This is a genomic window from Bradyrhizobium sp. SZCCHNRI1009, assembly GCF_032487575.1.
Lineage (GTDB): Bacteria > Pseudomonadota > Alphaproteobacteria > Rhizobiales > Xanthobacteraceae > Bradyrhizobium.
This window is the reverse complement of sequence record NZ_JAUEUL010000011.1, coordinates 98168-119672: the sequence shown is the minus strand read 5'-3', so window position 1 is coordinate 119672 and position 21505 is coordinate 98168. Positions and strand designations below refer to the sequence as shown.

The following is a 21505-nucleotide window of genomic DNA, read 5'->3' as shown; positions in this document are numbered from 1 at the left end:
GATGGCGTTCTCGACGCTCGAAATCGACGCTTCGCAGGTTGAGCACCTGGCCGAACTGTTCAAGCTGGCCAAGCAGCAGGCGCCGGCGGCGATCGGCCGTGCCGTGCGCCGGACCGGCGACATGACGGCAACCCGCGTCGTGCGATCGTTGACGGCGCAGACCGGATTGAAGCGCCCGGTGATCGTGCGAGCCGTCAAGAAGAAGCCAAGCGGCTCGACCTACGCGCTCAAGTCGCGCGGCGGCGATGTGTCGCTGAAGTATTTCGGCGCGCGCGAGACGCGCAAGGGCGTCTCCGCCGCGCCGTGGAATCATCGCCGGGTGTTTGCAGGCGCATTCATCAAGGGCGGACGCTTTCCGCATCGGGTCGCCCTCGACCTCGGCGGCCAGGTCTTCAAGCGCACGGGCGCAGGCCGTGTTCCGATCGCGAGACAGCGATCGGGCCTGTTCATCCCGACTGAGATGATCTCGGGCGTGACCAAGCAAACCTTCCTGCAGTCGGTCGCGACCATCCTGCCGGCCAGGCTGCAGCATGAGATCGCGGCGATCCTCGGCGGTCATGCGTAGGGGGGCGCGGGTCCTTCCCCACCCCCCGGCCGCGCACGGCCCAAGCGCGCCCCGGAATTTCGCCAGCCGCAAAAGTCGGAATCTGGGTTGACACGGTTGACAGGTTGACACGCATGGATGGGCTCCTCGCTCTTGATGCCGGGCTGTGGCTGTCCGTCTCGGAGATCGCGCGGCAGAAGGGCAAGTCGCGGCAGGCGATCGCCAAGCGGGTCGATGCGTTGGTCGGCGAGGGCCGGCTCGACGCGCGGCCGGGGCCGAACGGCACCAAGCTCGTGAACCTCGCGCAGTTCGATCGGGCGGTCGGCGAGGTTGGCGACGCGATCAAGGAAGGCGCCGCCGAGACGCGCGCGGAAATCGACGCTTGGGAGATACCGGCTTCCCCGGTGCTGCGCGATCACCAGGCGCGCGCGGCGCAATATGCGGCCGATCTGAAATTCCTCGACCTTGAGGAACGTCTCGGCCGGCTGGTGCCGGTCGCAGAGGTGAGGGATGCCGGCATGCAGGCCGCCGAGGCCATTATCCGGATCGTTGATCGGCTGCCGACATCGGCCGAGGTGCTGGCGGCTGCCGTCGTCAAGGACGGACCGCAGGGCGCGCGTGCCGCGCTCAAGGACGTCGCGCGGGACATGCGCGCGGCGATCGCCGAGGCGATGGGCGCGATCGAGGCGACCGCGCAGCCATCAATGATCGAGCCGGGAGAGGCGGGCGAGCCGGCATAACCAGGCCGGACGATGCTGCACTTCAAAAACTCCGGCGTCGCACTGTTCATCGCCGAGATCAGATCCCTCGTCGCGCCGCCGCGCAAGGTCCTGCCGGCGGAGTGGGCCGCGCAGAACCTAATCGTGCCGGACGGGCCGCGCGCCAACGAGAAATGGGACCCGGCGCTGACGCCTTACGTGGTCGAGCCGCTGAACAACAGCGGCCCGGACTCAGCCGTCAACAAAGAGGTGATTCGCAAGAGCGCGCAGACCGGCTTCACGGTGATGGCGATCGCGATCGTCGGCTCGTCGATCGACACCGATCCGAGCGGCGGCATCCTGCTGGTGCAGCCGACGGACGGCGCGCTGGCCGATTTCATCGCCGACAAGCTCAATCCGGCGATCGAGCAGTCGACGGCGCTGAAGGCCAAGGTCAAACCGCAGGTGTCGCGGTCGGGCGAGGGCTCGACCACCTACCTGAAGCGCTATCCGGGCGGCTCGATGGCGCTGGCGATCGCCAACTCGACCGCTGATCTGCGCTCCAAGACCAAGCGCAAGATCATCAAGGACGAGGCGAGCGAATATCCCGCCGATCTCGACGGCCAGGGCTCGCCGCACACCATGATCGAGGCGCGCTACGAGTCGTTCCTCGCGACCGGCGACTGGAAAGAGGTCAACATCTCGACGCCGACGGTCAAGGGCGCCTGCTACATCGACGAGCAGTTCAATGCCGGCGATCAGCGCTATTGGCACATAACCTGCCGGCATTGTGGCGGCCAGTTTCCGTTTCGGTTCGGGCCGCAATTCCGCTTCAACGAGGCCTATCCCTATCAGGCGCACTATGTTGCGCCGTGCTGCGGGGTGATCGTCGAGGCACACGAGAAGAACGAGCTGGTGCGATCAGGTGCGTGGGTCGCGACCGCGCCGGGGCCGGGGCGGTTTCCGTCGTACCATATCGACGCGATGTCCTCCCCCTTCGTGCCCTGGGACAAGATCGCCGAGCGCTGGCTCAACGCGCAGGGCGATCCGGCGAAGCTCAAGGCCTTCTACAACCTCACGCTCGGCGAGGCCTTCGAGATCAAGGGCGATGCGCCCGATCACGTGCGCCTGATGGAGCGGCGCGAGGACTATCCGCGCGGGCGCATCCCGCCGCGCGGCCTGATGCTGACGGCCGCGGCCGACGTGCAGATGAACGGCATCTATGTCGAGGTCGTCGCCTGGGCGCCGAACCGCGAGTCCTGGGTGGTCTACGTCGATGTGCTGGAAGGCGACACCACCAACGCCAATGCCGGCGCCTTCCTAAAGCTGGCGGAGCTCTATGACCGCGAGTGGCCCGATGCCTTCGGTGGCAAGCGGCGGGTTGACGGCTTCGCCGTCGACTCCGGCTTCCGCTCGCATGTCGTCTATCTCTGGTGCACCACGCGCCACAACGCCTATGCGGTCGACGGCCGCGACGGCTGGCACCTGCCGGCGATCGGCACGCCGAGCGTCAAGGACATCGATCTCAACGGCCGCAAGCTTGGCTTTGTGAAGCTCTGGCCGGTCGGCACCTGGTCGCTGAAAGGGCACTGGTACGAAGATCTGCGACGCGAGGGCAAATCGGCCGGGCGCGAGGTCGATCCGCCCGGCTACTGCCATTTCGGCAAGTTTCTCGATGAGGTCTATTTCAAGCAGGTGACGGCGGAATATCTCGCGGAAATCCGCTCGCGCGGCCGGATGACCCGGGGATGGCGCCCGCGCGGGACGCAGGACAACCATTTCCTCGACTGCCGGGTCTACAACATGGCGATTGCCGACCACCTCGGCTTGTCGTCGATGACGGAGGAGGAATGGAGGGCTCTGGCACGCGAACGCGCGCCTGCGATCACCCAAGGTGATCTCTTCGCGCCACGTCCGATTGCCGTTCAGATTGGCGCCAGTCCCGCATCCGCAAGAGCAGCGCCGCATGAGGCTGCATCCCTCGCGAGTGAGGTGCCGGCGTCTGGGCCGCCGCCGGTCGAGCCAACGGTGCCGCCCGCAGATGCCAGCTCCGGTCCACTGGCGGATCAATCGCAGGACGCGCCACGAGGCTCAGGCTGGATCGGCCGCGACACCAGCCGGTGGTTGCGTCGATAGGAGTAGACCATAGAGAATTGGAGGTCGGCTGTTCCACCGACGGCGCTCGAATAACCAACCTCGCCACAATCCGAGTCGGGATAATTTCAGACGTTCGAGTCAGGTGCGCGGCATCCCAAACCGCAGGGGCTTTCCCTCTAGCCGGACAATTCCTGCTAACCGGTAGGCGGTGGAGAGTTTTCCGAAGTGATGGGCAACGGTCGCCGCATGAGGCAGATTGGGATCTTCGTTGATGAGCCGGGACGAGATCACCCCCCATTTCTCCGCAAGGCCCTTTAATCCGCGCAGGATCTCATCTGAGCGGTATCCGAGGTTAGGTCTCTGTCCAGCATGACGCTGACCCCGCGTGATCAGCTTTCCTTCCTTTTTCCTCTTGAGGCCTGCACTCACCATTTGCGACTTTGTCAGAAGAGGCAGCCGCGCCAACGCTCTTGCCTTAGATAACGAGCCGAACCGCTTTGCATAATAGTAGGCACTTGGCGTTGCGCCGTTCTGATCGATTAGATTGGCGGTAGTATAGCCGTGCTGTTCATGCAGTTGCCGTAACGCTTGGAGAAGCTCAGCATCCGTCCAGCACACCCCCGCGAAATAATTGTCGGTACCGGCCGCCTTGCGAACTCGCCATGCTCGGCGGAGTTGTTCGCTATGATCGGGTACCGGCAGACCCGCCCGCCTAGTCGCCTCAGCCAATGAGCCGAAATACTTGCGGACATAGGCGGCCGTCGGAAGTTGGGGATGTTCATCGATCAGGCGAATGGAAATAACACCGCACCGAGCATAAATCTTCTGCAGGCCTTCGAGAAGCGCCTTCTCGCTCCAGTGCCTTCCGTTCATGCCGAAGGCAGGTCTTTCCGGCGGGACGTAGCCGGCGAGCATATAAGCCTTGGCGAGTGATCCGAAGTGATTGACAACAGTATCGGCAGATGGACCGCCTTTTTGGCCACTGATCACCGCCTGGGAGAGGCGCCCTTTCTCCGCTAGTAAACTCTCCAAAGACTTGATGATCTTCTCGTCACTCCAATAACCCTTCTTACAGCGTGAACGCAGTTCTTGGGCTTTTTGGAATTGTGCCAGAGGCACAATGGGCGCAAAGGCCGGAAACCGAATCCACGATTCCTCAGGAGTTTTCAGAGGCGGGCTCTGCAGCGTAACAGTCGTCTTGCAGTAGGTCATCTGCCCGATGCAGAGCCCATTGGAAACGATGTTGCGGATGGTGCCGATTGAAAGCGGCTTCGCTCCGTAGCCCTTGACGCCTGACTTCGAAAGGTCCCCCGCTATCTCCCTGAAGGTCAGGTGATGCTGCACATAGAGCCTGAATATGCGGCGGATGACTACCAATTCCTCTGCGGGACCCGGCACCACAATCACTTTGTCAGAATCCAGAGCTTTTGCCTCGCCCGCATTCAGGATCTGCCTCGGATTGCGCGAACGGTCGACTAGCAACCTGCGAAAGCCGTAGATGATCGATCCACCCTGGCGGAATCCGAGCCCGGCCTGCTGGCGCTTGGCGCGTACGACTCTTGCGGAGAGCTCGCGGCTGTATTCGCTGGCCATCACCCGCTTCAAGTGCTTGACGATGGTCGTTATGGGCGCGACATCTTCTCCAAAGGGTTCGGTTACATAGACGACACGCACACCGGCCTGCCTGCATAGATATTCATAATGAGCGGCCTGATCGGGATTTTGAAAACGCCCCCACCGGCTCACATCGAATACTAGAACCGCGTCAAATGGTCGGCTTGTAGAAAGCGCGTCGCTGAGCAACTGCTTGAGAGCGTCTCTGCCTTTAAGCGAGAGACCGCTCTTGCCGGCGTCAACGTACGATGCGATTACTTCGTAACCGTGGTGCTCGGCATATTGTGCAATAGCATCTTGCTGGTTTTGAGTTGAGTAGCGTTGGTTCTCCGACGACATGCGCAGGTACTGCGCTGCTCGCACGAGATAGCTATTGTCGACCGGGCTCATGGCGCAAGAACGCTGGGCATGCAGGGCCCCACGGGTGCAATCAAGTACCGAATCAATCTGTAATTGAACATAGTGCCTGTCTTGTTGGCCGTCTAGACTGGGCTTTTGGGCGTCACTCCGCATCTGATTTTCGTCTCTTCCTCATCATAGCCGCCCTCCAGGGCGGCTCTTTCTTTTGGTGCCTCCCATGACCATCGATCTCGCCGCCTTGACGGCGCACAATCTTGCGCGTTGGCAGCAAGTGAAGTTGACGCGCGATTTCTCTGCCGTCGTTCGTCGCCTAGCCGCCAGTGAGGCACGCTATCAGGTCGTCTCGGCGCAGACCGGCGTCCCTTGGTACGTCATCGCCGTCATCCATGAGCGCGAGAGTAGCCAGTCCTGGTCTGCGTCGCTGGCCCAGGGCGATCTGTGGGACCGCGTGTCGATCCACGTTCCGGCCGGGCGTGGCCCGTTCAAGAGCTGGGAGGATGCCGCGGTCGATTCACTGGCTAACTGCGCGCCGTATGCGGCGCGTTGGAAAGACTGGTCGATCGGCGGCACCTTGACGCTGCTCGAACAGTACAACGGGCTCGGCTACTTCAGGCGCGGTGTGCCTTCGCCGTATATCTGGGCTGGTACGGATCAGTACCGGTCGGGCAAATATGTCCGCGATGGCGTCTATGATCCTGCCGTGGTCGACCGCCAGCTCGGATGCGCGGGCCTTCTGCTGGCCATGAAGGCGCTGGACGCCTCGATCTTCCCATCCAATGCGTCTGTCCCGTCCGTGCCGCCGCCCTCGCAAGCGATGCCGGCACCGCGGCCGTCGATCTCCCATCCCGCCAAAGGCTCGATCGGGGATCTGGTCGCGAGCCTGGTCCGGACCGTCATCCTCACCTTCAAGCGGAGCTAGCCTTACATGTTCGGCAACGTTCTTTTCCTGCTCGCAGTCGTTCCCGGCCTGGTCGCGGCCTACGCGCTGTTGCTGCGTCCGATCCTGCATCGCATCCCGGCGTTCCAGACCTTCTACGCCGAGGCCGATGGCTTTTGGGCCAAGGTCTGGGCCATCTGCGGCAAGTCGATCACGGTTCTCTGGGGCTATGTGCTCGGCGGCATCGGCTCGAGCCTGGCGCTGCTCGACAGGATCGCGCCGGCCGTCGGTGACGCCGATCTCAAGGACAAGGTCTCGCAGGCCCTGCAGAGCAATCCGCAGATCCTCGGCTACATCCTGGCCGGCATCTCGGTGATCACCATCGCGGCCCGTGTGCGCTCGCTGTTGAGGGCCTGATCCGATGTGGATGGCGATCCTCAGTTTCCTCGGTGGCCCCGTCATCAAGGGGCTGATCGAGGCCTACAAGGCCAAGGTCGCCGCCGGGGTGACCGACACCAAGACGGCCGCTGATCTCGCGGCGGCCGAGATCGCAGCGCAAACGGCCGAGACCAGCGCGATCACGCAATATCGGATCGCGGAGCTGGGCCGCTGGTACGAGCCCGACAAGCTGATGGGCTATTTCGTGGCGGCGTATCTCGGCAAGCTCCTGATCTACGACAAGGTGCTCGGGCTCGGCAGTACCGACCCGCTCGCCGGCTTCGCGGCGACGACGTCCAACCTCATCGTCAGCTTCTATTTCGCCAAGCGTGGCTTTGAGAACGTGGCGAAGATCATCAGTCGGCGGTGATGCGCGATGGCCTATACGCAGGACGACATCGATGCGCTCAAGGCCGCGATCGCGACCGGGGCGCGGCGGGTCAAGTTCGGCTCGGGGCCTGATAGCCGCGAGGTCGAATATCGCTCGCGGGCCGAGATGATCGCCACGCTCGACGATATGGTCAAAGAGGTGTCGCCCTCGGCGGCGCCCCCGCGTGTGTCCTACGTCCGGCACTGCCGCGATTGAGGCTTCCAACATGAATGTGCTCGATCGCGTCGTGGCGTTCTTCGCGCCGACGGCCGGCCTGCGCCGCGCCGCCGCCCGGGTCAGCCTCGACCAGGTGCGCCACTATGACGGCGCCATGGGCGGCCGGCGGACCGAAAATTGGCGCGCGACCAATGCCTCGGCCAATGTCGAGACCAAGGCCGCACTGCACCGCTTGCGCGCGCGCTCGCGCGATCTGGTCCGCAATACCTGGTGGGGCACCCGCATCAAGTCGGTGACTACAGCGCATGCGGTCGGCACCGGCATCATGCCGAAGCCGAACACCGGCAACAAGGCGCTCGACCGCAGGGTCAAGGCGGCCTGGCGCAAATGGTCGAAACAATGCGACCGCGAGGGGCAGCTCAACTTTGACGGCCTGCTGGCGCTGGCGGCGGGCTGCATCGTCGAGTCCGGCGAGGTGCTGGCGCGGCTGGTGCCTGTGCCGCGGGAGAGCGTTCCGCGCGGCGTGGTGCCGCTCGAAATCCAATTGCTCGAGCCGGATCATCTCGACGCATCGCGCGACCGCATCCTGATGGCCGAACGGCCGCAGGCCAACGCTGTCGACATCGAAGGTGTCGTCGTTGATCAGGGCATCGAATACGACGTCCATGGCAAGCGCCGCGCCTTTTGGATTTTCCCCGTCCATCCCGGCGCGCGTGGCCTGGTAATGCCGTCGGCCTCGGTCCGCGTGCCGGCGTCAGAGATGCTGCACGCCTACCGCAAGGAGCGGATCGGGCAGGGGCGCGGTGTGCCATGGCTCGCGCCTGTCATGCTCACGGGCCGCGACGTCGCCGATCTGCAAGAGGCGATCGTCGTCAAGTCGCGGATCGAGGCGTGCCTCGCCGCCTTCGTCAAGACCACGAGCTCGGCGCGCACGCTGGCGCAGGCGACACAACAGACCAGCGCCAACGGCAATCAGCGCCGCATCGAGAATTTCGCGCCGGGCATGGTCGCCTATCTCGAACAGGGCGAAGAGGTGCAGGCAGTCTCGCCGTCGTCGTCGATGCAGTTCGACAGCGTGCTGCGCACGACGTTTCAGGCGCTCGCTGCCGGTGCGGGCCTCACCTATGACCAGCTCACCGGCGATCTGACGCGGGCGAACTTCTCCTCGCTCAAGGCCGGCAAGATCGAGTTTCGGCGCGTCATCGAGCAATTTCAGTATCTGACGTTGGTTGCGATGCTGCTCGATCCGCTCTGGGAGGCCTGGGTCGGCCTGGCGCAGGACACGGGCATCCTGCCGCGCCGCGAGGGCGGCTATCCCGTCGAATGGATCATGCCGGCCAACGAGCCGATCGATCCCATGAAGGAAATGCAGGCCGACATCCTTGCGGTGCGCTCCGGACGCATGACCTGGGCGCAATTCGTGCTCGCCTGGGGCGTCGATCCCGACACGCAGCTCGACGAGATCGAGGCGTGGTTCAAGGAGATCGATAAGCGAAAGATCGTGCTCGACACCGATCCGCGCCAGGCGCTCGCCTCGACCAAGGGCGGGGCGCGACCTGAATCCGAAACCGAGGTCAACAGCAATGTCGAAACCAAGTCAGGTGGGGCTAAGCCCGGTAAATGATCCGGCGGCGCTGCCGATGCAGACGCGCGATTTGCCGGTCGGCTCTGTCGATCACGACAAGCGAACCGTCGAGGTCACGTTCACCACGGGTGCTGCCGTGCGGCGCCGACGCTGGACCGGCTGGGATACGTCCGTGCCGTTTGACGAGATCCTCGAAGTCTCCCGCTCGGCCGTCAACCTGACCAGGCTCAACGCCGGGGCGCCGGCGCTCGACAGCCATTCGGCCTACCGCACGGCAAGCCAGGTGGGCGTGATCGAGAAGGCCTGGATCGACGGCAGCGAGGGGCGGGCGCTGATCCGCTTTCCGAGCAAGGGCGTCGACGACGGCGCCGACCGCATGTTCGCGATGGTGTCCGAGGGCATCATCCGCAACGTCTCCGTCGGCTACGCGATCGACGAGCTGCGCGTCGAGGAGCCGCAGAAAAAGGGCGATGTCGAAAAGCGCATCGCCACCCGATGGACGCCGTTCGAGGTGTCCTTCGTCACCATCCCGGCGGATGCCGGCGCCCAGGTGCGCAGCACCGACGAAACCTTTCCCATCATCATCAAGCGGGCTGCGCCCGACCAGAGGGAGTCCACAATGGAGCCTGAGACCATCGTACCTGGCGCGAGCCCGGCTGCGACCGAAACCCGCGCCGCGCCGGTTGCGGTGACCGCGCCCACTGAGCCGGCGGCGACCGATGGCGCCGTGCGCAGCGCTGTCGAGGCCGAGCGCGCCCGCGTCGCCGAGATCACCACGCTCGCCTTGCGTCACGGCATGCCGGCCGATTTTGCCGCGACCCACATCAACGGCGGCACCGCGGTCGACACGGTCCGCTCGGCCGTGCTCAACGCGATCGCGGCCCGCGCCGCGGAGACTCCGATCTCGGCCCGCGTCCAGGTGATCACCGACGAGCGCGACACCATGCGCGCGGCGCTGGAGAACGCGATCCTGCATCGCGCCAACCCGCAAGCGATCCAGCTCGACGACGCCGCGCGGGAGTGGCGCGGCATGTCGCTGATGGAGATGGGCCGGGTCTATTTCGAGCAGACCACCGGCCAGCGTTTGCGCGGCCTCGGCAAGATGGAGCTGGCCACACGCCTGCTCGGGCTCGACTCCGGCCTGACCCGTGCCGGCGGCATGATGGCGACATCGGACTTTCCGGCGATCCTGGCCAATGTCGTGTCCAAGCGGCTGCGCATGGCCTATCAGGTCGCGCCGCAGCACTGGAAGAAGCTGTCGCGCCAGAACAACGCGCCCGACTTCAAGGCCCGCGCGATCGTGCAGCTGTCCAACCTGCCGCAGTTCAAGCCCGTCAAGGAAGGCGGCGAGTACCAGCACGCGGCGCTCGGCGACGGCAAGGAACAGTACGCGCTCGCCACCTATGGCCGCATCGTTGCGATCACCCGGCAGTCGCTGATCAACGACGATCTCGGCGCCTTCGATCGCCTGCCGATGCTGCTCGGCCGCGCTGCGGCCGAAACCGAGTCCTCGCTGTTCTGGGCGATCATCCTCAGCAACCCGCAGATGGGCGACAATACCGCGCTGTTCGATGCCAAGCACGGCAACCTCGGCACGGGCGCTGCGATCGCGATTCCCTCGCTCAACGAGGCGCGGTCGCTGATGCGCAAGCAAAAGGGCCTGGCGCTCAAGGCGGCCGATGCCGAGCCGTTGAACCTGACGCCGGCCTTCATCGTGGTGTCGCCGGACAAGGAAACCGAGTGCCAGCAGTTCCTGGCCACGACCCTGTATCCGACGCAGAACGCGCAGGTGAACCCGTTTGCCGGCTCGCTGCTGCAGATCACCGAGGCGCGACTGTCCGGCAATGCCTGGTACGTCTTCGCCGACCCAGCGCTGATCGACACCATCGAATACGCCTATCTCGAAGGCGAGGAGGGCCTCTACACCGAGAGCCGGCTCGGCTTCGAAGTGGATGGCATCGAGATCAAGGGCCGGCTCGACTTCGCCGCCAAGGCGATCGACTGGCGCGGCATGGTCAAGAACCCCGGCAACTAACCCGGCGTTTCGACCACATGCGGCCAGCGTCTCGGGCGCCGGCCATTCGTCTTGTCCAGCACAGCAAGTGAGAACCTCCCATGCAGACCTATCGTCACGAGGGCGACACGATCGACATCGTCTCGCCGGCCGGCGGCACCAATCGCGGCCTCCCGGTCCTGATCGGCGCGCTGTTCGGCGTCGCCATGAACGACTCCAACCCCGGCGACACCGTCGCCATCGTCCGCGAGGGCGTGTTTGCCGATCAGCCGAAGGCGGTTGGCGCCGCCTGGGCGTTCGGCGATGCGCTGTATTGGGACGCGACCGCGCTCAATTTCACCAAGACGGCCAACAACAACACGCGCGTCGGCCTGGCCGGTGACGCCGCCCAGGCCGGCGATGTGACGGGGACCGTGATCATCGATCGTAGGGTGGGGTAGGAGGAAGGCATGGCTTCACCGTTCGCGCGTGCGGTCGCCGCTGCGGCGGTGACGCATGATCGTATCCAGGGCGAGCACTTCACCTTCGCCCCGATGAAATACGACACCGATCGCAACGCGCCGCTTATCCCTGATCCGGCGCGCGCCGTGGTCGAGCACGTGCTGTGCCCGTTCGGCGAGTCCGCCGCCCGCGCCGGTGCCGGAGCCTTCGCACAAGCAGGCGTCAAGCCGGAGCGCGTCGGGCATTCGACCGATCGGCCTTATCTCTCGCTCGATCTGTCGCGCCTGGCCTGGCGCCCGCGCATCGGCGATCTCGTGACGCAAGAGGCGACCGAGCGGCGCTTCCGCGTTCACGAGGTCCTGCCTTCGACGCCGGGCTTTGTCCGGCTCACGCTCAATGGGATCTAACCATGCTGGCGCGCGAATTTCTGCGGCTGACGGCGCTGGAAGCGCTGCGGCCATCGGCGCGGCTCGCAAGCAACGGCCCCTGGCCGACCATCGCCGGCGCCTATGTCTCGGACTCACGCATCGATCCGTTCGATGACCTCACCGACGACGAGAAGCGCCCGTTGATCGCCGTGTTCACGGAAAACTCGTCACTCGCCAAGATCGCGCAGGCTGGCCCCGCTTTCTACAAGGGCGAGGTCGATCTCGTCTTCGAAATCTCTGTCGTCGCCAACTTCCATCAGGACGGCGAGGTCATCGTCGACTATGCCGACACCGACGCGGCGGTCGAGGCCTCGCTCGGCGTGCTCGAAGATCAGATCTATCACGCGCTGCATTTCGGGCCGACCGGCGTGCTGTTCCGGCAAATGGTCAAACTGCCATTCGAGGAGTGGCAATCGAGCATCAAGCATCGCTCGGGCGAGGAAAACATTCGCCTCGCGGCCCGGACGATCCGAGGACGTATCCGCGTGAAAGAGGCCTGTTACGACCCGGCGCCGGTCTCGGCGCCAGCGGAGTTCGACCGGCTGCCGGCCGCGCTCAGGGCGATCGCGACGCAACTCGGCGCGTCCACCTATCTGCACGATCTCGCGCTCGGCATGGCGCGCGCCGCGTCGGTCATGCCGACACGCGTCGACCTCGACACGGTCGCCATGAAGGCGGCCCCGCAACCCGGCGTCACCGGCACCGAACCGGTGCAGGCCAGCGCTGGCAATCTGCAAGGTGGATAATGGAGAACATGTTTCTGAGGCCGGCGCCGTGTGACGCTGGCGGCGTCGTACGCGTGCGCGATCCCCAAACCGGCGCCCCGCTGGCCGCGAGCGGCGAGTGGAAGGCGCGGTCGCAATATTGGACGCGCCGGCTTCGTGACGGTGACGTCATCGAACTGCAGCAGGCCGAGATGGAGCCTGCTGCAGTTACGTCGACGGTGTCCGGAATTGACCGATTCCGTTGAAAAAGTCGGCAGTAGTTTCGTCGTGAACGCCGTCTGTTTCGAGGACGAATTGGCGCGTTGTGGTTCACGCGGGCGTCAGCGCGGGCATCGGGATCAGCTTGGCCATCTTACGAAGGTTCTGAGCGGCTGCAGCGAGGGTGAACTCGTCGCGTGCGCCGTTCGGCCCTCTTAGTCGCAGCCGATCTAGCTTGAGGATGCGCTTGAGATGCGCGAACAGCATCTCAATCTTCTTGCGGAGCCGGCGTGAAGTGCGGCCTTCCCATGAGCTTGCGATCTCGCGTGCCATGTCGCGAGCGCCCTCGTAGATCGAGCGCGGCACTTTTCGAGCCGGGGTGTTGGGGCAACACCTGCTTCTTAGAGAGCATGCTTGACAATCGCGCTTGCTCGCACGGTAGAGGACCGTCGTGTCGTTGTTCACCAGCGTCCCTGTAGTGGTGAGGGGGTTGCCAGCGGGGCAGCGATAGACGTCCCTGGTATGGTCGTAGGTGAAGGCCTCACGCGAGAAGGTCCCGTCGGTGCGGGCCGACTTGTCGAAGACGGTCACGTGCGGCTCGATCCCGTACTCGTAGACCAGCCACCCGAGCATCTCAGCGGAGCCATAGGCGCTGTCGCCGAGAAGCCGGCTTGGATAAAGATCGAACCTTTCGATTGAACGCTCAATCATGCGCTTGGCGGCCAATACTTCTGCCTGGCGGATCGCCGTGGTCGCTTCGACATCGACGATGATCGCATTCTCGACGTCGACCAGATAGTTCGTCGAGTAGGCGAAGAAGGCTTGGCCGCCGTGCGCTCCCGTCCAGCGCGCCGCCGGGTCGGAGGGCGATACAAACTTGGGCGTGACCTCCGTCGCGGCACCGAACGCGGCATCATCAAGAACGGCAAGATACTCGTCGATCGCTCGACCCGCAGCCTCCGGCGGAAGCCTCTTATCGCCTTCGATTCCCTTCTGCCGATTGGCATCCGCCTTGATCAGGCTCGCGTCGACTGCGAACCCTTCGCCGCCGATCAGGCGCTCCCGGATGCAGCGGCGCAAGACGGTCTCGAACACGCGACGGAAGAGATCGCTCTCACGGAAGCGGCCGTGCCTGTTCTTCGAGAACGTCGAGTGATCGGGGACGCCTCCATCCAGACCCAGCCGGCAAAACCAGCGGTATGCCAGATTGAGATGGACTTCATCGCAGAGGCGCCGTTCCGATCGGATGCCGAAGCAATAGCCGATCAAGAGCATCCTGATCATCAGCTCCGGATCGATCGAGGGCCGCCCGATGTTGCTGTAGAACGGCGCCAGCTCCCGCCGTAAGTCCTCAAGGTCGACGAACCTATCGATCGACCGCACGAGGTGGTCGGCTGGGATGTGCCTTTCCAGCGAGAACTCATAGAACAACGCAGCCTGTTCGACTTGCCGATGCCCCATCATGACCTTCAGTCCTGCCCACTAGACAGACTGAATCACCGATATCTCTGCGTCGCAACTGCTGACTTTTTCAACGAAATCGACCCGAAGCGGTCTTTAGGCGGGGCTAGTCGGGTAGATGAAATGAGCTGAGCGCCTGCCCATCGAGCGACCACGATCGAATGGTTTTGTCGAGTGATCGAGTGAAGATAGTAGTCCCACTGGGCGCAAAGGCGACGCCTATAATCGCTTCTGTATGTCCCCTGAGTGCGAGTTGCACGTTACCTGTCGAAAGGTCTAACAACTTGGCGACCTTATCAAGGCTGCCAGTCAGGATTGATTTCCCGTCGGGAGAGAACGCAATACTTGTCACGGGGGCTTCATGCTCCTGGAAAGATCTTAACATCCGACCCGAGCGAGCGTCCCAAAGTCTCGCGCTTCCATCGCTATGGCCTGTTGCGACTCTCGCTCCATCTGGACTGACGGCGAGAGAGGCCCCGTCACTCCCTTTGCTCAGAAGTGCAGTAAGTTGGGTGGGAAGTATTGCCGTGCCCTCTTTTAAGGCTTGTAGTGCTTGGGGACTAAGCTTAGTTGGCGCACTAGTATTGAGTAAGTCAGCTGCCCAGCTCCTCAGCGAAGGCTCGACCTTGTCTTTCGGCTCCTTCAAGATTGACACCGAAAGCTTGACGTACTCCTGACTTGCGGTTTGCGCTGAAAGCGAACTCTGAACGAACCAACCGACTACCGCAAGAACGATTGGAATTGCGATCAACGACAGAATTTTCGCGATTGCTTCTGTTTGCTCCCAGGATTTGGCCGAGTCGACCGTCAACGCTGTTGACGCGCCTGAAACGCCAATTGGCTCTGCCATACTCCACCCCCAGTCTGAAGCTTGCAGCGTGACAGATAGGAAAGCCGGGCTCAAGAGTTCCGCTCATGGCCCAACTCGGACCTTCGTTGGAGAGGCCGATTCGTTCGTGTAGCGGGTACGGGACATTTCTCCGCCCGGCCTTTGCTATTGGAATGACCTCTGAGCACACGCCCTAGTCCGGCGCCCTGCCAATCAAACCGGAAAATCTAAGCCCCGCCGGCGTAATCCACGTCGCGCGAACACGGAGTCACGTCACCATGTCGGTGTTGTTCAACAACATTCCGGGCAACGAGCTGGTGCCCTTCTTCTATGCCGAGATCAATTCGGGCGGCACGCCGTATCAGGGCAGTCCGCGCGTGCTGTTGTTCGGGCAGAAGCTCGCGGCCGGCTCGGCGCCCGTCGGCACTGCCTACGGCCCGATCCAGAACGAGCGCGAGGCTGCCGCGGTGTTCGGGGTCGGCTCGATGCTGGTGGCGATGTATCGCATTGCTCGGTTGAACGCGCCGTTTCAGCCGATCTGGGTGTTGCCGCTGGCCGATCCGGCCGGTGCGGCTGCGTCCGGCTCGCTCACCTTTACGGCGCCTGGCGTGACCGGTGCCGGCATCCTGTGGGTGATGGGGCGGCGGGTGACGTTCCAGGTCAACGCCTCCGATACGGCCGCGATCGTCGCGGCCAATGCCGCGGCCGCGATCAATGCCGTGGGCTTGCCCATCACCGCCGCCGTGGATGGCGCCACGGCCGGCAAGGTCGACGTGACTGCGGTGCACAAGGGTGCCGTGTTCAACGGGCAGGAGGTGACGTTCGCGACCGACGAAGCGAACGTGCTCTCGGCGGCCAATACGGCCGTGGTGCCGCTGACCGGAGGCAGCGGCGTTCCCGACCTCGCCGGGCCGCTCGCGAGCCTCGGCGATCAGGAGTATGATTTCCTGGCTGGCCCGTACTCGGACGCGGTGTCGCTCAATGCTGTCCGAGACTTCCTCAACGACAGCGCCGGCCGCTGGTCGCCTATCCAGCAGCTGTATGGGCATTATTTCTCGACGCAATACGGCACCCTGTCGGCGTTGGTCACGTTCGGCAACAGCCGCAACGACCAGCATGTGACCGTGATCGGGTCGCAGCGATCGCCGACGCCGGAATGGGAATGGGCGGCGGCTGCAGCGGCGATGGCGAGCGCGCATCTCGGCGATGCCCCGGAAGTCTCGCGCCCGCTCCAAACGTTGGTGCTCCAGGGCGTGTTGCCGCCGCGCGACCGGTCGCTGTGGTGGGACATCCCGGACCGCCAGGCGCTCTATGCCGATGGCATCGCCGGCTGCAAGGTGCGCTCCGATGGCCTGGTCGCCATCGACCGCCTGGTGACCACATACCAGAAGACGGCCGCAGGCGTTGCCGACGGCACATTCCGCGACGTCGAGACGATGTTTCAGCTGATGTTCGTGGCCCGCTACTTCAAGACCGCGGTCTCCGACAAGCATGCGCGGCAGGCGCTCGCGGACGACAACCCCTTCAACCTGGCCGAGATCGCGACCCCGAAATCGGTGCGCAACACGCTGATCCATGCCTACAACGACCTGGTCGCGCTCGGCGTGCTGGAAAAGCCGGATCTGTTTGCGCAATTCGTCAATGTCGAGCGCGACCCGAACGATGCCAACCGGCTCAACGCCTATCTGCCGGTCGATGTCGTCAATCAGCTGCGCGTGTTCGCGGCGAACATCACGGCATACCTGCAATATCAGACCGCGTCCGGCGCGGCGGCGGTCTAGCCGCGTCCTCCTTGGCGTCCATCCCGCAACAGCTTTGAGGCTCCCCAACGATGGCCAATGATCCCGGCGACAGCAATTTCGGCGGTCGCATCTCCGTCACCGCCGGCACCGATCGGTTCCCGCCGAGCGACGCCGACATCTCGATCGAGCCGACCAACATCAAGGTGGAGGCGAAGGCGAACGGCGACGGCTCGCCTTGCTTCACCGCAAGCCCGAAACTGTTCGGCGCCAAGATCAAGTTCCGCGACCGCTCCGGCATCGTGTGGAACGACGTGATCCGGAAGACGCTCGACGTCACCATCGTCGAGGAGGACAACAGCCGTACCCACATCTTCACCTCGGCCCGGATCGTCGGCGAGCCCGATGTCAACCTCTCGTCCGGCGAGGTCGAGGGCTGCGAGATCCGGGGGCCGCAGTACCAGAAGCTCAACAGCTAAGCGGGAGGGCGCATGGCACGTGAACGAAAGACCATTCCACTCAAGCGGCCGATCGAGGGGCCGAAGGGGCGCATTGCCGCCGTGGTGCTGCAGGAGCCGGCCAGCGCCGATTATTGGGTCCTCGGCGACCCTCGCACCTGGGTCAAGGCCAAGGGCGGCATGGCGCTGGTCGACAATGACGAGGTGATCCGCGCCTATACCGAGCGCATGATCGTCGAGCCGGATCCGCTGCTCGCCATGAACAACCTGTCGATCCTCGACGCCATGGCGGTGAAGAACGGGGTGCTGAGTTTTTTCGAGGACGCGACGCCGACTCCATAGGCGTCATCTGCGACTACCTCGTGCTGGTCGAGCGCATCGTCGATGCCGAGGCCTGCGGGCGCATGGGGTTCTCGGAGCTGGACTATTGGGCCGGTCGGGCGATCGCGTTGCGGAAGAGGCGGAAGTAGATGGGAACGATCCTCGAAGCGACTGCCGTCATCAAGGGCAAGGACGCGACCGGCGGCGCCTTCGACGCCGTCGCGAACAAGATCAACCGCATTGCGCGGGCGGCCAATGCGCTCAACCGCGATGTGCAGAAGCAAATGAGCATGGCCTCGGTTGCCGAGCGGCAGGCGAGCCGGCTGCAGCGGGGATCGGTGACAATCGGCGGCGCGGCGAAGTTGGCCGCTGGCGCGGCGGCGGCCTATGAGGGCTCGCGCGCCGTGCATGCGCTCGCGGCCCGGACGGCGCAGGCGGCCTCGGACCGCACGCACGAGGAGGTGCGGATGTCGGCCTCCGGCATGTCCGCGCAGGAGATTGCCGAGGCCGACGACATCGCAGCTCAACTCTCGGCGCGCTACAAGGCGGTCTCTCAGACGGAGATCATGCACACCGCGCGCAATATCCGCTCCGTGGTCGGCAGCTTCGAGGAGGCGACGCACATCCTCGATCCCCTGATGAAACTGCGCGTCGTCGCCCTTGGCGCCCATCCCGAGCACGCCGCGGAGCTGGGCGAGGATTTCGACAAGCTCGTGAAGGGCATGGAGATCAAGGGCGTCACGCAGGACCTCGCCAAGTTCAACCACTATATCGACGGCATGGCCAAGGCCATCAACGTCTTTGGCGACACCCTACGGCCGACCGACTATTACGAGATGTTCAAATATGGCCGCGCCGCAACCAACGCCTTGAGCGACGATTTCATGCTCAAGACGGCGCCGACCCTGGCACAGGAGCTGGGCGGCTCCTCGGCCGGCAAGGCCCTGTCGAGCTTCTACACGCAGTTCGTCGGCGGCAAGATGTCGAACAAGGCCGTCGAGGCCCTTGCCGCCTATGGGCTGCTCGATCAGTCGAAGGTCATCAAGACGACGACGGGCAACGTCAAGGGCGTCAAGCCGGGCGGCATCGTGGGCCAGGAGTATCTGCAGCCTGGCGCGACCGACCCCTACGCCTGGACCAACAACGTGCTGATCCCGGCGCTTGCCAAGAAGGGCGTGACGGACCCCGCGCAGATCCAGGAGGTGATCGCGGCGATTGCCTCGCAGCAGACGACGGCGCAGATGATGAGCATCTTTGCCACGCAGCAGGCGCGCATTCAGAAGGATGCTGCGCTCGTTCACGGCGCCAAGGGCGGCGAGGCGGCCGACGACTTCCTGCAGCATGACCCGAAAGTGCTGCAGAAGGCGATCGGCGCCCAGGTCGACAATCTCCTCGGCAATACGGCTGCGCCGCTGATGCCCGGGGTGACGACGGGCATGAACTGGCTGTCGAGCGGACTGAGCTACATGAGCGAGCGGGCCAAGAAGGACCCGCTGCGCTCGGCGGCCGAGCTAGGCTTCGGAGCCGCGCTGGCCGGTGCTGTCGGCGCCGACTCGGCGTCGTCGCTGTTGAGCGGGGCCGGGAGCATCTTTCGCGGGGAGAGCGCGGCGGGGAGTCTGAAGTTCGGCCTGACCCGGATGACAGCCATGCTAGCGCCGATCCTGGACATCGCGACCCGCCGGGATGTCTTGCCGGCAAGCGAGCGAATGAAGAGCCTCGCCGGGCTGCATCCGGATAAGTTCGACGCCTTGCACGATATCGAGGATTCCGAACGGGCTGCCGCAATCTACGGCGACAGCGATCCGACCTATCTGGCGCAGCTCAAGGCGATGAACGATGCCAGGCGCGCGAAAATCGAGGGCGACTTGACCAGTCTCGGCTACGGGCCAGCCGGCCCCCCCGGTCGAGGTCAATTCGCGTCGCAATGGACGATCGACGACATCCGGAAGGCCACGGGCATCGGCTCGGCCGAGCCGGCGAAGGCCGAGGTGGTCGGCAATGCCACGCTGGAGACCAAGGTGACCGTCGAGCCCTCGCCTGACTTTCTCACGCGCGTCGAGCAGCGGGTTCAGAACGCCATCAACGCGTTTCGATCCAGCGGGGGGACGGCAAAGGGCTCGACCGGATCGACGGGAAGATCTATGCCGGAGGCAGCTACTATACCTTAGGATCTAAGGATGCTTTAGGTCAGAAGTTGAGGCCAAGCAGAGAGCCTCCCATTGGTCAGCAAACTACTGATCATAGGTCGAATCGGACATCACCTCGGTGGATCAGCGTCAAGAGGCAAGGTCACCAATTAGGATTTATACAAATGGTTTCATTGTGACCGTGAGTTGTGTCATTCTCGCTCACACACTGGGATAGAGAGGGCAAATGGCCTCGGTAAACGAACACATCGCCCTTCGTGTGACGCCTCTGAACAAGCTCAAGCGCACGGGGGGACTGTTGCAAGGGCCGATGGCGAGACTAGAGAATGTACAGTTCTCCTCTTGGATCGCAGATGCGCTGCCGGAGGTGCTGTGGTGCACCTTGGTTATCACTGCCCTGCCACGAGAAGAGGGGCTTGAATGCTTTCGACGCATTTTGCGCAAGGTCGCTCAGCACAAGGGTGTGCTTGGAAACCGACGGCTTGAGCACTCAAAACTAGCCGAGCTGGACGCCGCATCATTTGATCTGTTTTTCGTCGAGGAGTGCAAAACACAAAGCGTCGCTACGGCCCTCGCCCCGCTATTGCTGCTCGAAAACCTTCCCGACCGAGCACACTGGTTAAGACTACTGCCAGAGGTCGGCCCTGATGGATGGGACAGGCTGGCCGATGCAATCGCTGGAACCTTTGACCATCAATCGCAAGCCGCGACAGATTGCCGATGGTTCAAACTCACAACTGTAGCCGCACAAGGAAACCTTTTCCTTCCCGCCAGCATGGAGGAGCGTAGGAAGGAGTTCAATGAGTATCCCGACCGTGGAGACATGAGGACTGTGCGGCCTTCGATCCGCGCGCTCGAAATGACCTTTCGTCCCGGAAGCGCGGGGGAAGCAAGAAGTCAGTGGCTGGACGAGTTTTGGCAGGAGGGGTGGCGCAAAACCGAATGTCTCCTGTTTAACCCCGATGAGAAGGCGAAAATCGCTTCTCACAATCAACTTTTCGAGCAACTGGTGGAGCTAAGTGAAGAACTGACGCGGCATTTCGTGGAAACAGTGGAGCACACGGGCGTCGATGCCAAACACGATAGCTGCTTCGGCCTCGTTTTCTTTATAACTCACCTCCTATTCTTTTCCTTGAAGGGCGTCGTTGGTCAGACGATACCGGGCCGCATCATCCTCAGAGCAGCCGTGGAGTGCCACATCACGCTCGCCTACCTTGTGCACCACGACAATCCGACAATCTGGATGCAGTATCGCAACTATGGTGCGGGCCAGATCAAGCTGGCATTCTTAAAGCGCATTGATGAGGAAGACGTACCGTCGTTCATCAGCACAGAGTTGCTCGAACAGATGGCCAATCACGATGCGTGGTTAGAGTTTCAGGACATAAAGCTCGGAGCGTGGGCAAATCGAAATCTGCGTGACATGGCAAAGGATGCCGGAGAGAAAGCATTTTATGATAGATACTACGATGTGCTCTCTGGGTACGTTCACGGCAACTGGTCAGCAGTGCTGCACTCTGTTTATGGGCAATGCCTAAATCCTCTGCACCGGTTCCATCGCATTCCCATGCCTCCACGCGTTCTGATCGACGACGCGGTGCCAGACTTGAAGAAGATTTGTAATCTGGCCTTGGACAAGCTCGCCCATATGTATCCACCCTTTAAGCCACGACTTAGAGAAGCCCGCTCTGAAGCTGCTGCAGAAGAGGCCGTTAAATGAAGGCTGCTGTTTGGGGAGCAAAAAGAAGAAGCCGTGCCAGCTAATCCCAGCAGCAATTCAGTCGTAGCTTTTAATCGACAACCGGCATGGTTGCTGTGTCTGCCAGAAAGCTCAGGCAAAGATACACCACATCGACGGCGCATAAGTCGGCAGCTATCCGGGGTAAGTCGGCGATCAGGACCGCGTCAGCGGCACGGCAGACCCGCCCAGCTCCACGGCCATAACCCCCAGTTCGTTAAATGTTGGCAGTCGGGACAACGGAGC

Annotated in this window: 21 protein-coding genes; 18 read left to right on the top strand and 3 right to left on the bottom strand. The window is 63.3% G+C overall.

Annotated elements, in window-relative coordinates:
- Position 1 precedes the first annotated feature (1 nt).
- The 3 genes from QX010_RS20090 (at position 2) to QX010_RS20080 (ending at position 3378) form a co-directional block, all read left to right on the top strand.
- Positions 2-565 (top strand): hypothetical protein, encoded by a 564-nt coding sequence (locus QX010_RS20090; RefSeq protein ID WP_316181406.1) that lies wholly within the window; start codon positions 2-4, stop codon positions 563-565.
- Between the two features lie 113 nt (positions 566-678).
- Positions 679-1284, top strand: coding sequence for a hypothetical protein (locus QX010_RS20085; RefSeq protein ID WP_316181405.1), 606 nt, complete (start codon positions 679-681; stop codon positions 1282-1284).
- 12 nt (positions 1285-1296) lie between these two features.
- Entirely contained in the window at positions 1297-3378 is a 2082-nt protein-coding gene (locus tag QX010_RS20080) for a phage terminase large subunit family protein (protein WP_316181404.1), read from the top strand.
- A gap of 99 nt (positions 3379-3477) precedes the next feature.
- Here the strand turns inward: QX010_RS20080 and QX010_RS20075 are convergent, their stop codons facing one another.
- On the bottom strand, positions 3478-5343 hold the full coding sequence (locus QX010_RS20075; RefSeq protein WP_316181402.1) for a recombinase family protein: 1866 nt from the start codon (positions 5341-5343) through the stop codon (positions 3478-3480).
- Between the two features lie 187 nt (positions 5344-5530).
- On the opposite strand from QX010_RS20075, the gene QX010_RS20070 reads away from it, so the two are divergent.
- The 10 genes from QX010_RS20070 (at position 5531) to QX010_RS33085 (ending at position 12613) form a co-directional block, all read left to right on the top strand.
- Complete coding sequence (locus QX010_RS20070) at positions 5531-6232, top strand: hypothetical protein (RefSeq protein WP_316181400.1); 702 nt, start codon at positions 5531-5533, stop codon at positions 6230-6232.
- Positions 6233-6238: 6 nt separating this feature from the next.
- On the top strand, positions 6239-6607 hold the full coding sequence (locus tag QX010_RS20065; protein WP_316181399.1) for a hypothetical protein: 369 nt from the start codon (positions 6239-6241) through the stop codon (positions 6605-6607).
- 4 nt (positions 6608-6611) lie between these two features.
- Positions 6612-6998: a hypothetical protein gene (locus tag QX010_RS20060; protein ID WP_315731054.1), complete on the top strand. Its 387-nt coding sequence runs from the start codon at positions 6612-6614 to the stop codon at positions 6996-6998.
- Positions 6999-7004: 6 nt separating this feature from the next.
- A complete protein-coding gene (locus tag QX010_RS20055) occupies positions 7005-7214 on the top strand; it encodes a phage head-tail joining protein (protein ID WP_315729094.1) in 210 nt (69 codons plus the stop codon).
- Between the two features lie 10 nt (positions 7215-7224).
- A complete protein-coding gene (locus tag QX010_RS20050) occupies positions 7225-8799 on the top strand; it encodes a phage portal protein (RefSeq protein ID WP_316181397.1) in 1575 nt (524 codons plus the stop codon).
- A 16-nt stretch (positions 8800-8815) separates the two neighbouring features.
- Positions 8816-10795: a prohead protease/major capsid protein fusion protein gene (locus QX010_RS20045; protein WP_316181395.1), complete on the top strand. Its 1980-nt coding sequence runs from the start codon at positions 8816-8818 to the stop codon at positions 10793-10795.
- An 80-nt stretch (positions 10796-10875) separates the two neighbouring features.
- A complete protein-coding gene (locus QX010_RS20040) occupies positions 10876-11214 on the top strand; it encodes a DUF2190 family protein (protein WP_316181393.1) in 339 nt (112 codons plus the stop codon).
- A gap of 9 nt (positions 11215-11223) precedes the next feature.
- Positions 11224-11622 carry a hypothetical protein gene (locus QX010_RS20035; protein ID WP_316181391.1) on the top strand — a complete coding sequence of 133 codons (399 nt, stop codon included), beginning with the start codon at positions 11224-11226 and terminating at the stop codon, positions 11620-11622.
- 2 nt (positions 11623-11624) lie between these two features.
- Positions 11625-12389, top strand: a complete 765-nt coding sequence (locus tag QX010_RS20030; protein ID WP_316181389.1) for a hypothetical protein — start codon at positions 11625-11627, stop codon at positions 12387-12389.
- Positions 12389-12613, top strand: coding sequence for a DUF2635 domain-containing protein (locus tag QX010_RS33085; protein WP_410051965.1), 225 nt, complete (start codon positions 12389-12391; stop codon positions 12611-12613). The genes QX010_RS20030 and QX010_RS33085 overlap by 1 nt, the downstream gene beginning before the upstream one ends.
- A 64-nt stretch (positions 12614-12677) precedes the next feature.
- Here the strand turns inward: QX010_RS33085 and QX010_RS20025 are convergent, their stop codons facing one another.
- Both QX010_RS20025 and QX010_RS33080 read right to left on the bottom strand, forming a co-directional pair.
- A complete protein-coding gene (locus QX010_RS20025) occupies positions 12678-14030 on the bottom strand; it encodes an IS1182 family transposase (protein ID WP_316181388.1) in 1353 nt (450 codons plus the stop codon).
- A 103-nt stretch (positions 14031-14133) separates the two neighbouring features.
- Complete coding sequence (locus tag QX010_RS33080) at positions 14134-14877, bottom strand: WD40 repeat domain-containing protein (protein WP_410051967.1); 744 nt, start codon at positions 14875-14877, stop codon at positions 14134-14136.
- A gap of 257 nt (positions 14878-15134) precedes the next feature.
- Here QX010_RS33080 and QX010_RS20020 point away from each other — a divergent pair, with 257 nt between their 5' ends.
- The 5 genes from QX010_RS20020 to QX010_RS20000 all read left to right on the top strand — a co-directional run bounded on the left by QX010_RS20020 (position 15135) and on the right by QX010_RS20000 (position 21241).
- Entirely contained in the window at positions 15135-16637 is a 1503-nt protein-coding gene (locus QX010_RS20020; protein WP_316181386.1) for a phage tail sheath subtilisin-like domain-containing protein, read from the top strand.
- Positions 16638-16687: 50 nt separating this feature from the next.
- On the top strand, positions 16688-17074 hold the full coding sequence (locus QX010_RS20015) for a hypothetical protein (protein ID WP_315792457.1): 387 nt from the start codon (positions 16688-16690) through the stop codon (positions 17072-17074).
- Between the two features lie 12 nt (positions 17075-17086).
- Positions 17087-17395: a hypothetical protein gene (locus QX010_RS20010; protein WP_316158468.1), complete on the top strand. Its 309-nt coding sequence runs from the start codon at positions 17087-17089 to the stop codon at positions 17393-17395.
- Positions 17396-17523: 128 nt separating this feature from the next.
- The gene (locus QX010_RS20005; protein WP_316181384.1) at positions 17524-19542 is read left to right on the top strand and encodes a hypothetical protein; all 2019 of its coding nucleotides are present in this window, start codon (positions 17524-17526) and stop codon (positions 19540-19542) included.
- Between the two features lie 205 nt (positions 19543-19747).
- The gene (locus tag QX010_RS20000; protein WP_316181383.1) at positions 19748-21241 is read left to right on the top strand and encodes a DUF5677 domain-containing protein; all 1494 of its coding nucleotides are present in this window, start codon (positions 19748-19750) and stop codon (positions 21239-21241) included.
- Positions 21242-21505: the final 264 nt, after the last annotated feature.

What these genes read in the sequence shown, in the direction of transcription:
- QX010_RS20015 (WP_315792457.1), top strand. Translation starts at nt 16,688, where the DNA reads ATGGCCAATGATCCCGGCGACAGCAATTTCGGCGGTCGCATCTCCGTC.
- QX010_RS20040 (WP_316181393.1), top strand. Translation starts at nt 10,876, where the DNA reads ATGCAGACCTATCGTCACGAGGGCGACACGATCGACATCGTCTCGCCG.
- QX010_RS20060 (WP_315731054.1), top strand. Translation starts at nt 6,612, where the DNA reads ATGTGGATGGCGATCCTCAGTTTCCTCGGTGGCCCCGTCATCAAGGGG.
- QX010_RS20010 (WP_316158468.1), top strand. Translation starts at nt 17,087, where the DNA reads ATGGCACGTGAACGAAAGACCATTCCACTCAAGCGGCCGATCGAGGGG.
- QX010_RS20020 (WP_316181386.1), top strand. Translation starts at nt 15,135, where the DNA reads ATGTCGGTGTTGTTCAACAACATTCCGGGCAACGAGCTGGTGCCCTTC.
- QX010_RS20000 (WP_316181383.1), top strand. Translation starts at nt 19,748, where the DNA reads ATGGCCTCGGTAAACGAACACATCGCCCTTCGTGTGACGCCTCTGAAC.
- QX010_RS20065 (WP_316181399.1), top strand. Translation starts at nt 6,239, where the DNA reads ATGTTCGGCAACGTTCTTTTCCTGCTCGCAGTCGTTCCCGGCCTGGTC.
- QX010_RS33080 (WP_410051967.1), bottom strand. Translation starts at nt 14,877, where the DNA reads ATGGCAGAGCCAATTGGCGTTTCAGGCGCGTCAACAGCGTTGACGGTC.
- QX010_RS20075 (WP_316181402.1), bottom strand. Translation starts at nt 5,343, where the DNA reads ATGAGCCCGGTCGACAATAGCTATCTCGTGCGAGCAGCGCAGTACCTG.
- QX010_RS20005 (WP_316181384.1), top strand. Translation starts at nt 17,524, where the DNA reads ATGGGAACGATCCTCGAAGCGACTGCCGTCATCAAGGGCAAGGACGCG.
- QX010_RS20050 (WP_316181397.1), top strand. Translation starts at nt 7,225, where the DNA reads ATGAATGTGCTCGATCGCGTCGTGGCGTTCTTCGCGCCGACGGCCGGC.
- QX010_RS20070 (WP_316181400.1), top strand. Translation starts at nt 5,531, where the DNA reads ATGACCATCGATCTCGCCGCCTTGACGGCGCACAATCTTGCGCGTTGG.
- QX010_RS33085 (WP_410051965.1), top strand. Translation starts at nt 12,389, where the DNA reads ATGGAGAACATGTTTCTGAGGCCGGCGCCGTGTGACGCTGGCGGCGTC.
- QX010_RS20090 (WP_316181406.1), top strand. Translation starts at nt 2, where the DNA reads ATGGCGTTCTCGACGCTCGAAATCGACGCTTCGCAGGTTGAGCACCTG.
- QX010_RS20035 (WP_316181391.1), top strand. Translation starts at nt 11,224, where the DNA reads ATGGCTTCACCGTTCGCGCGTGCGGTCGCCGCTGCGGCGGTGACGCAT.
- QX010_RS20080 (WP_316181404.1), top strand. Translation starts at nt 1,297, where the DNA reads ATGCTGCACTTCAAAAACTCCGGCGTCGCACTGTTCATCGCCGAGATC.
- QX010_RS20055 (WP_315729094.1), top strand. Translation starts at nt 7,005, where the DNA reads ATGGCCTATACGCAGGACGACATCGATGCGCTCAAGGCCGCGATCGCG.
- QX010_RS20045 (WP_316181395.1), top strand. Translation starts at nt 8,816, where the DNA reads ATGCAGACGCGCGATTTGCCGGTCGGCTCTGTCGATCACGACAAGCGA.
- QX010_RS20025 (WP_316181388.1), bottom strand. Translation starts at nt 14,030, where the DNA reads ATGATGGGGCATCGGCAAGTCGAACAGGCTGCGTTGTTCTATGAGTTC.
- QX010_RS20030 (WP_316181389.1), top strand. Translation starts at nt 11,625, where the DNA reads ATGCTGGCGCGCGAATTTCTGCGGCTGACGGCGCTGGAAGCGCTGCGG.
- QX010_RS20085 (WP_316181405.1), top strand. Translation starts at nt 679, where the DNA reads ATGGATGGGCTCCTCGCTCTTGATGCCGGGCTGTGGCTGTCCGTCTCG.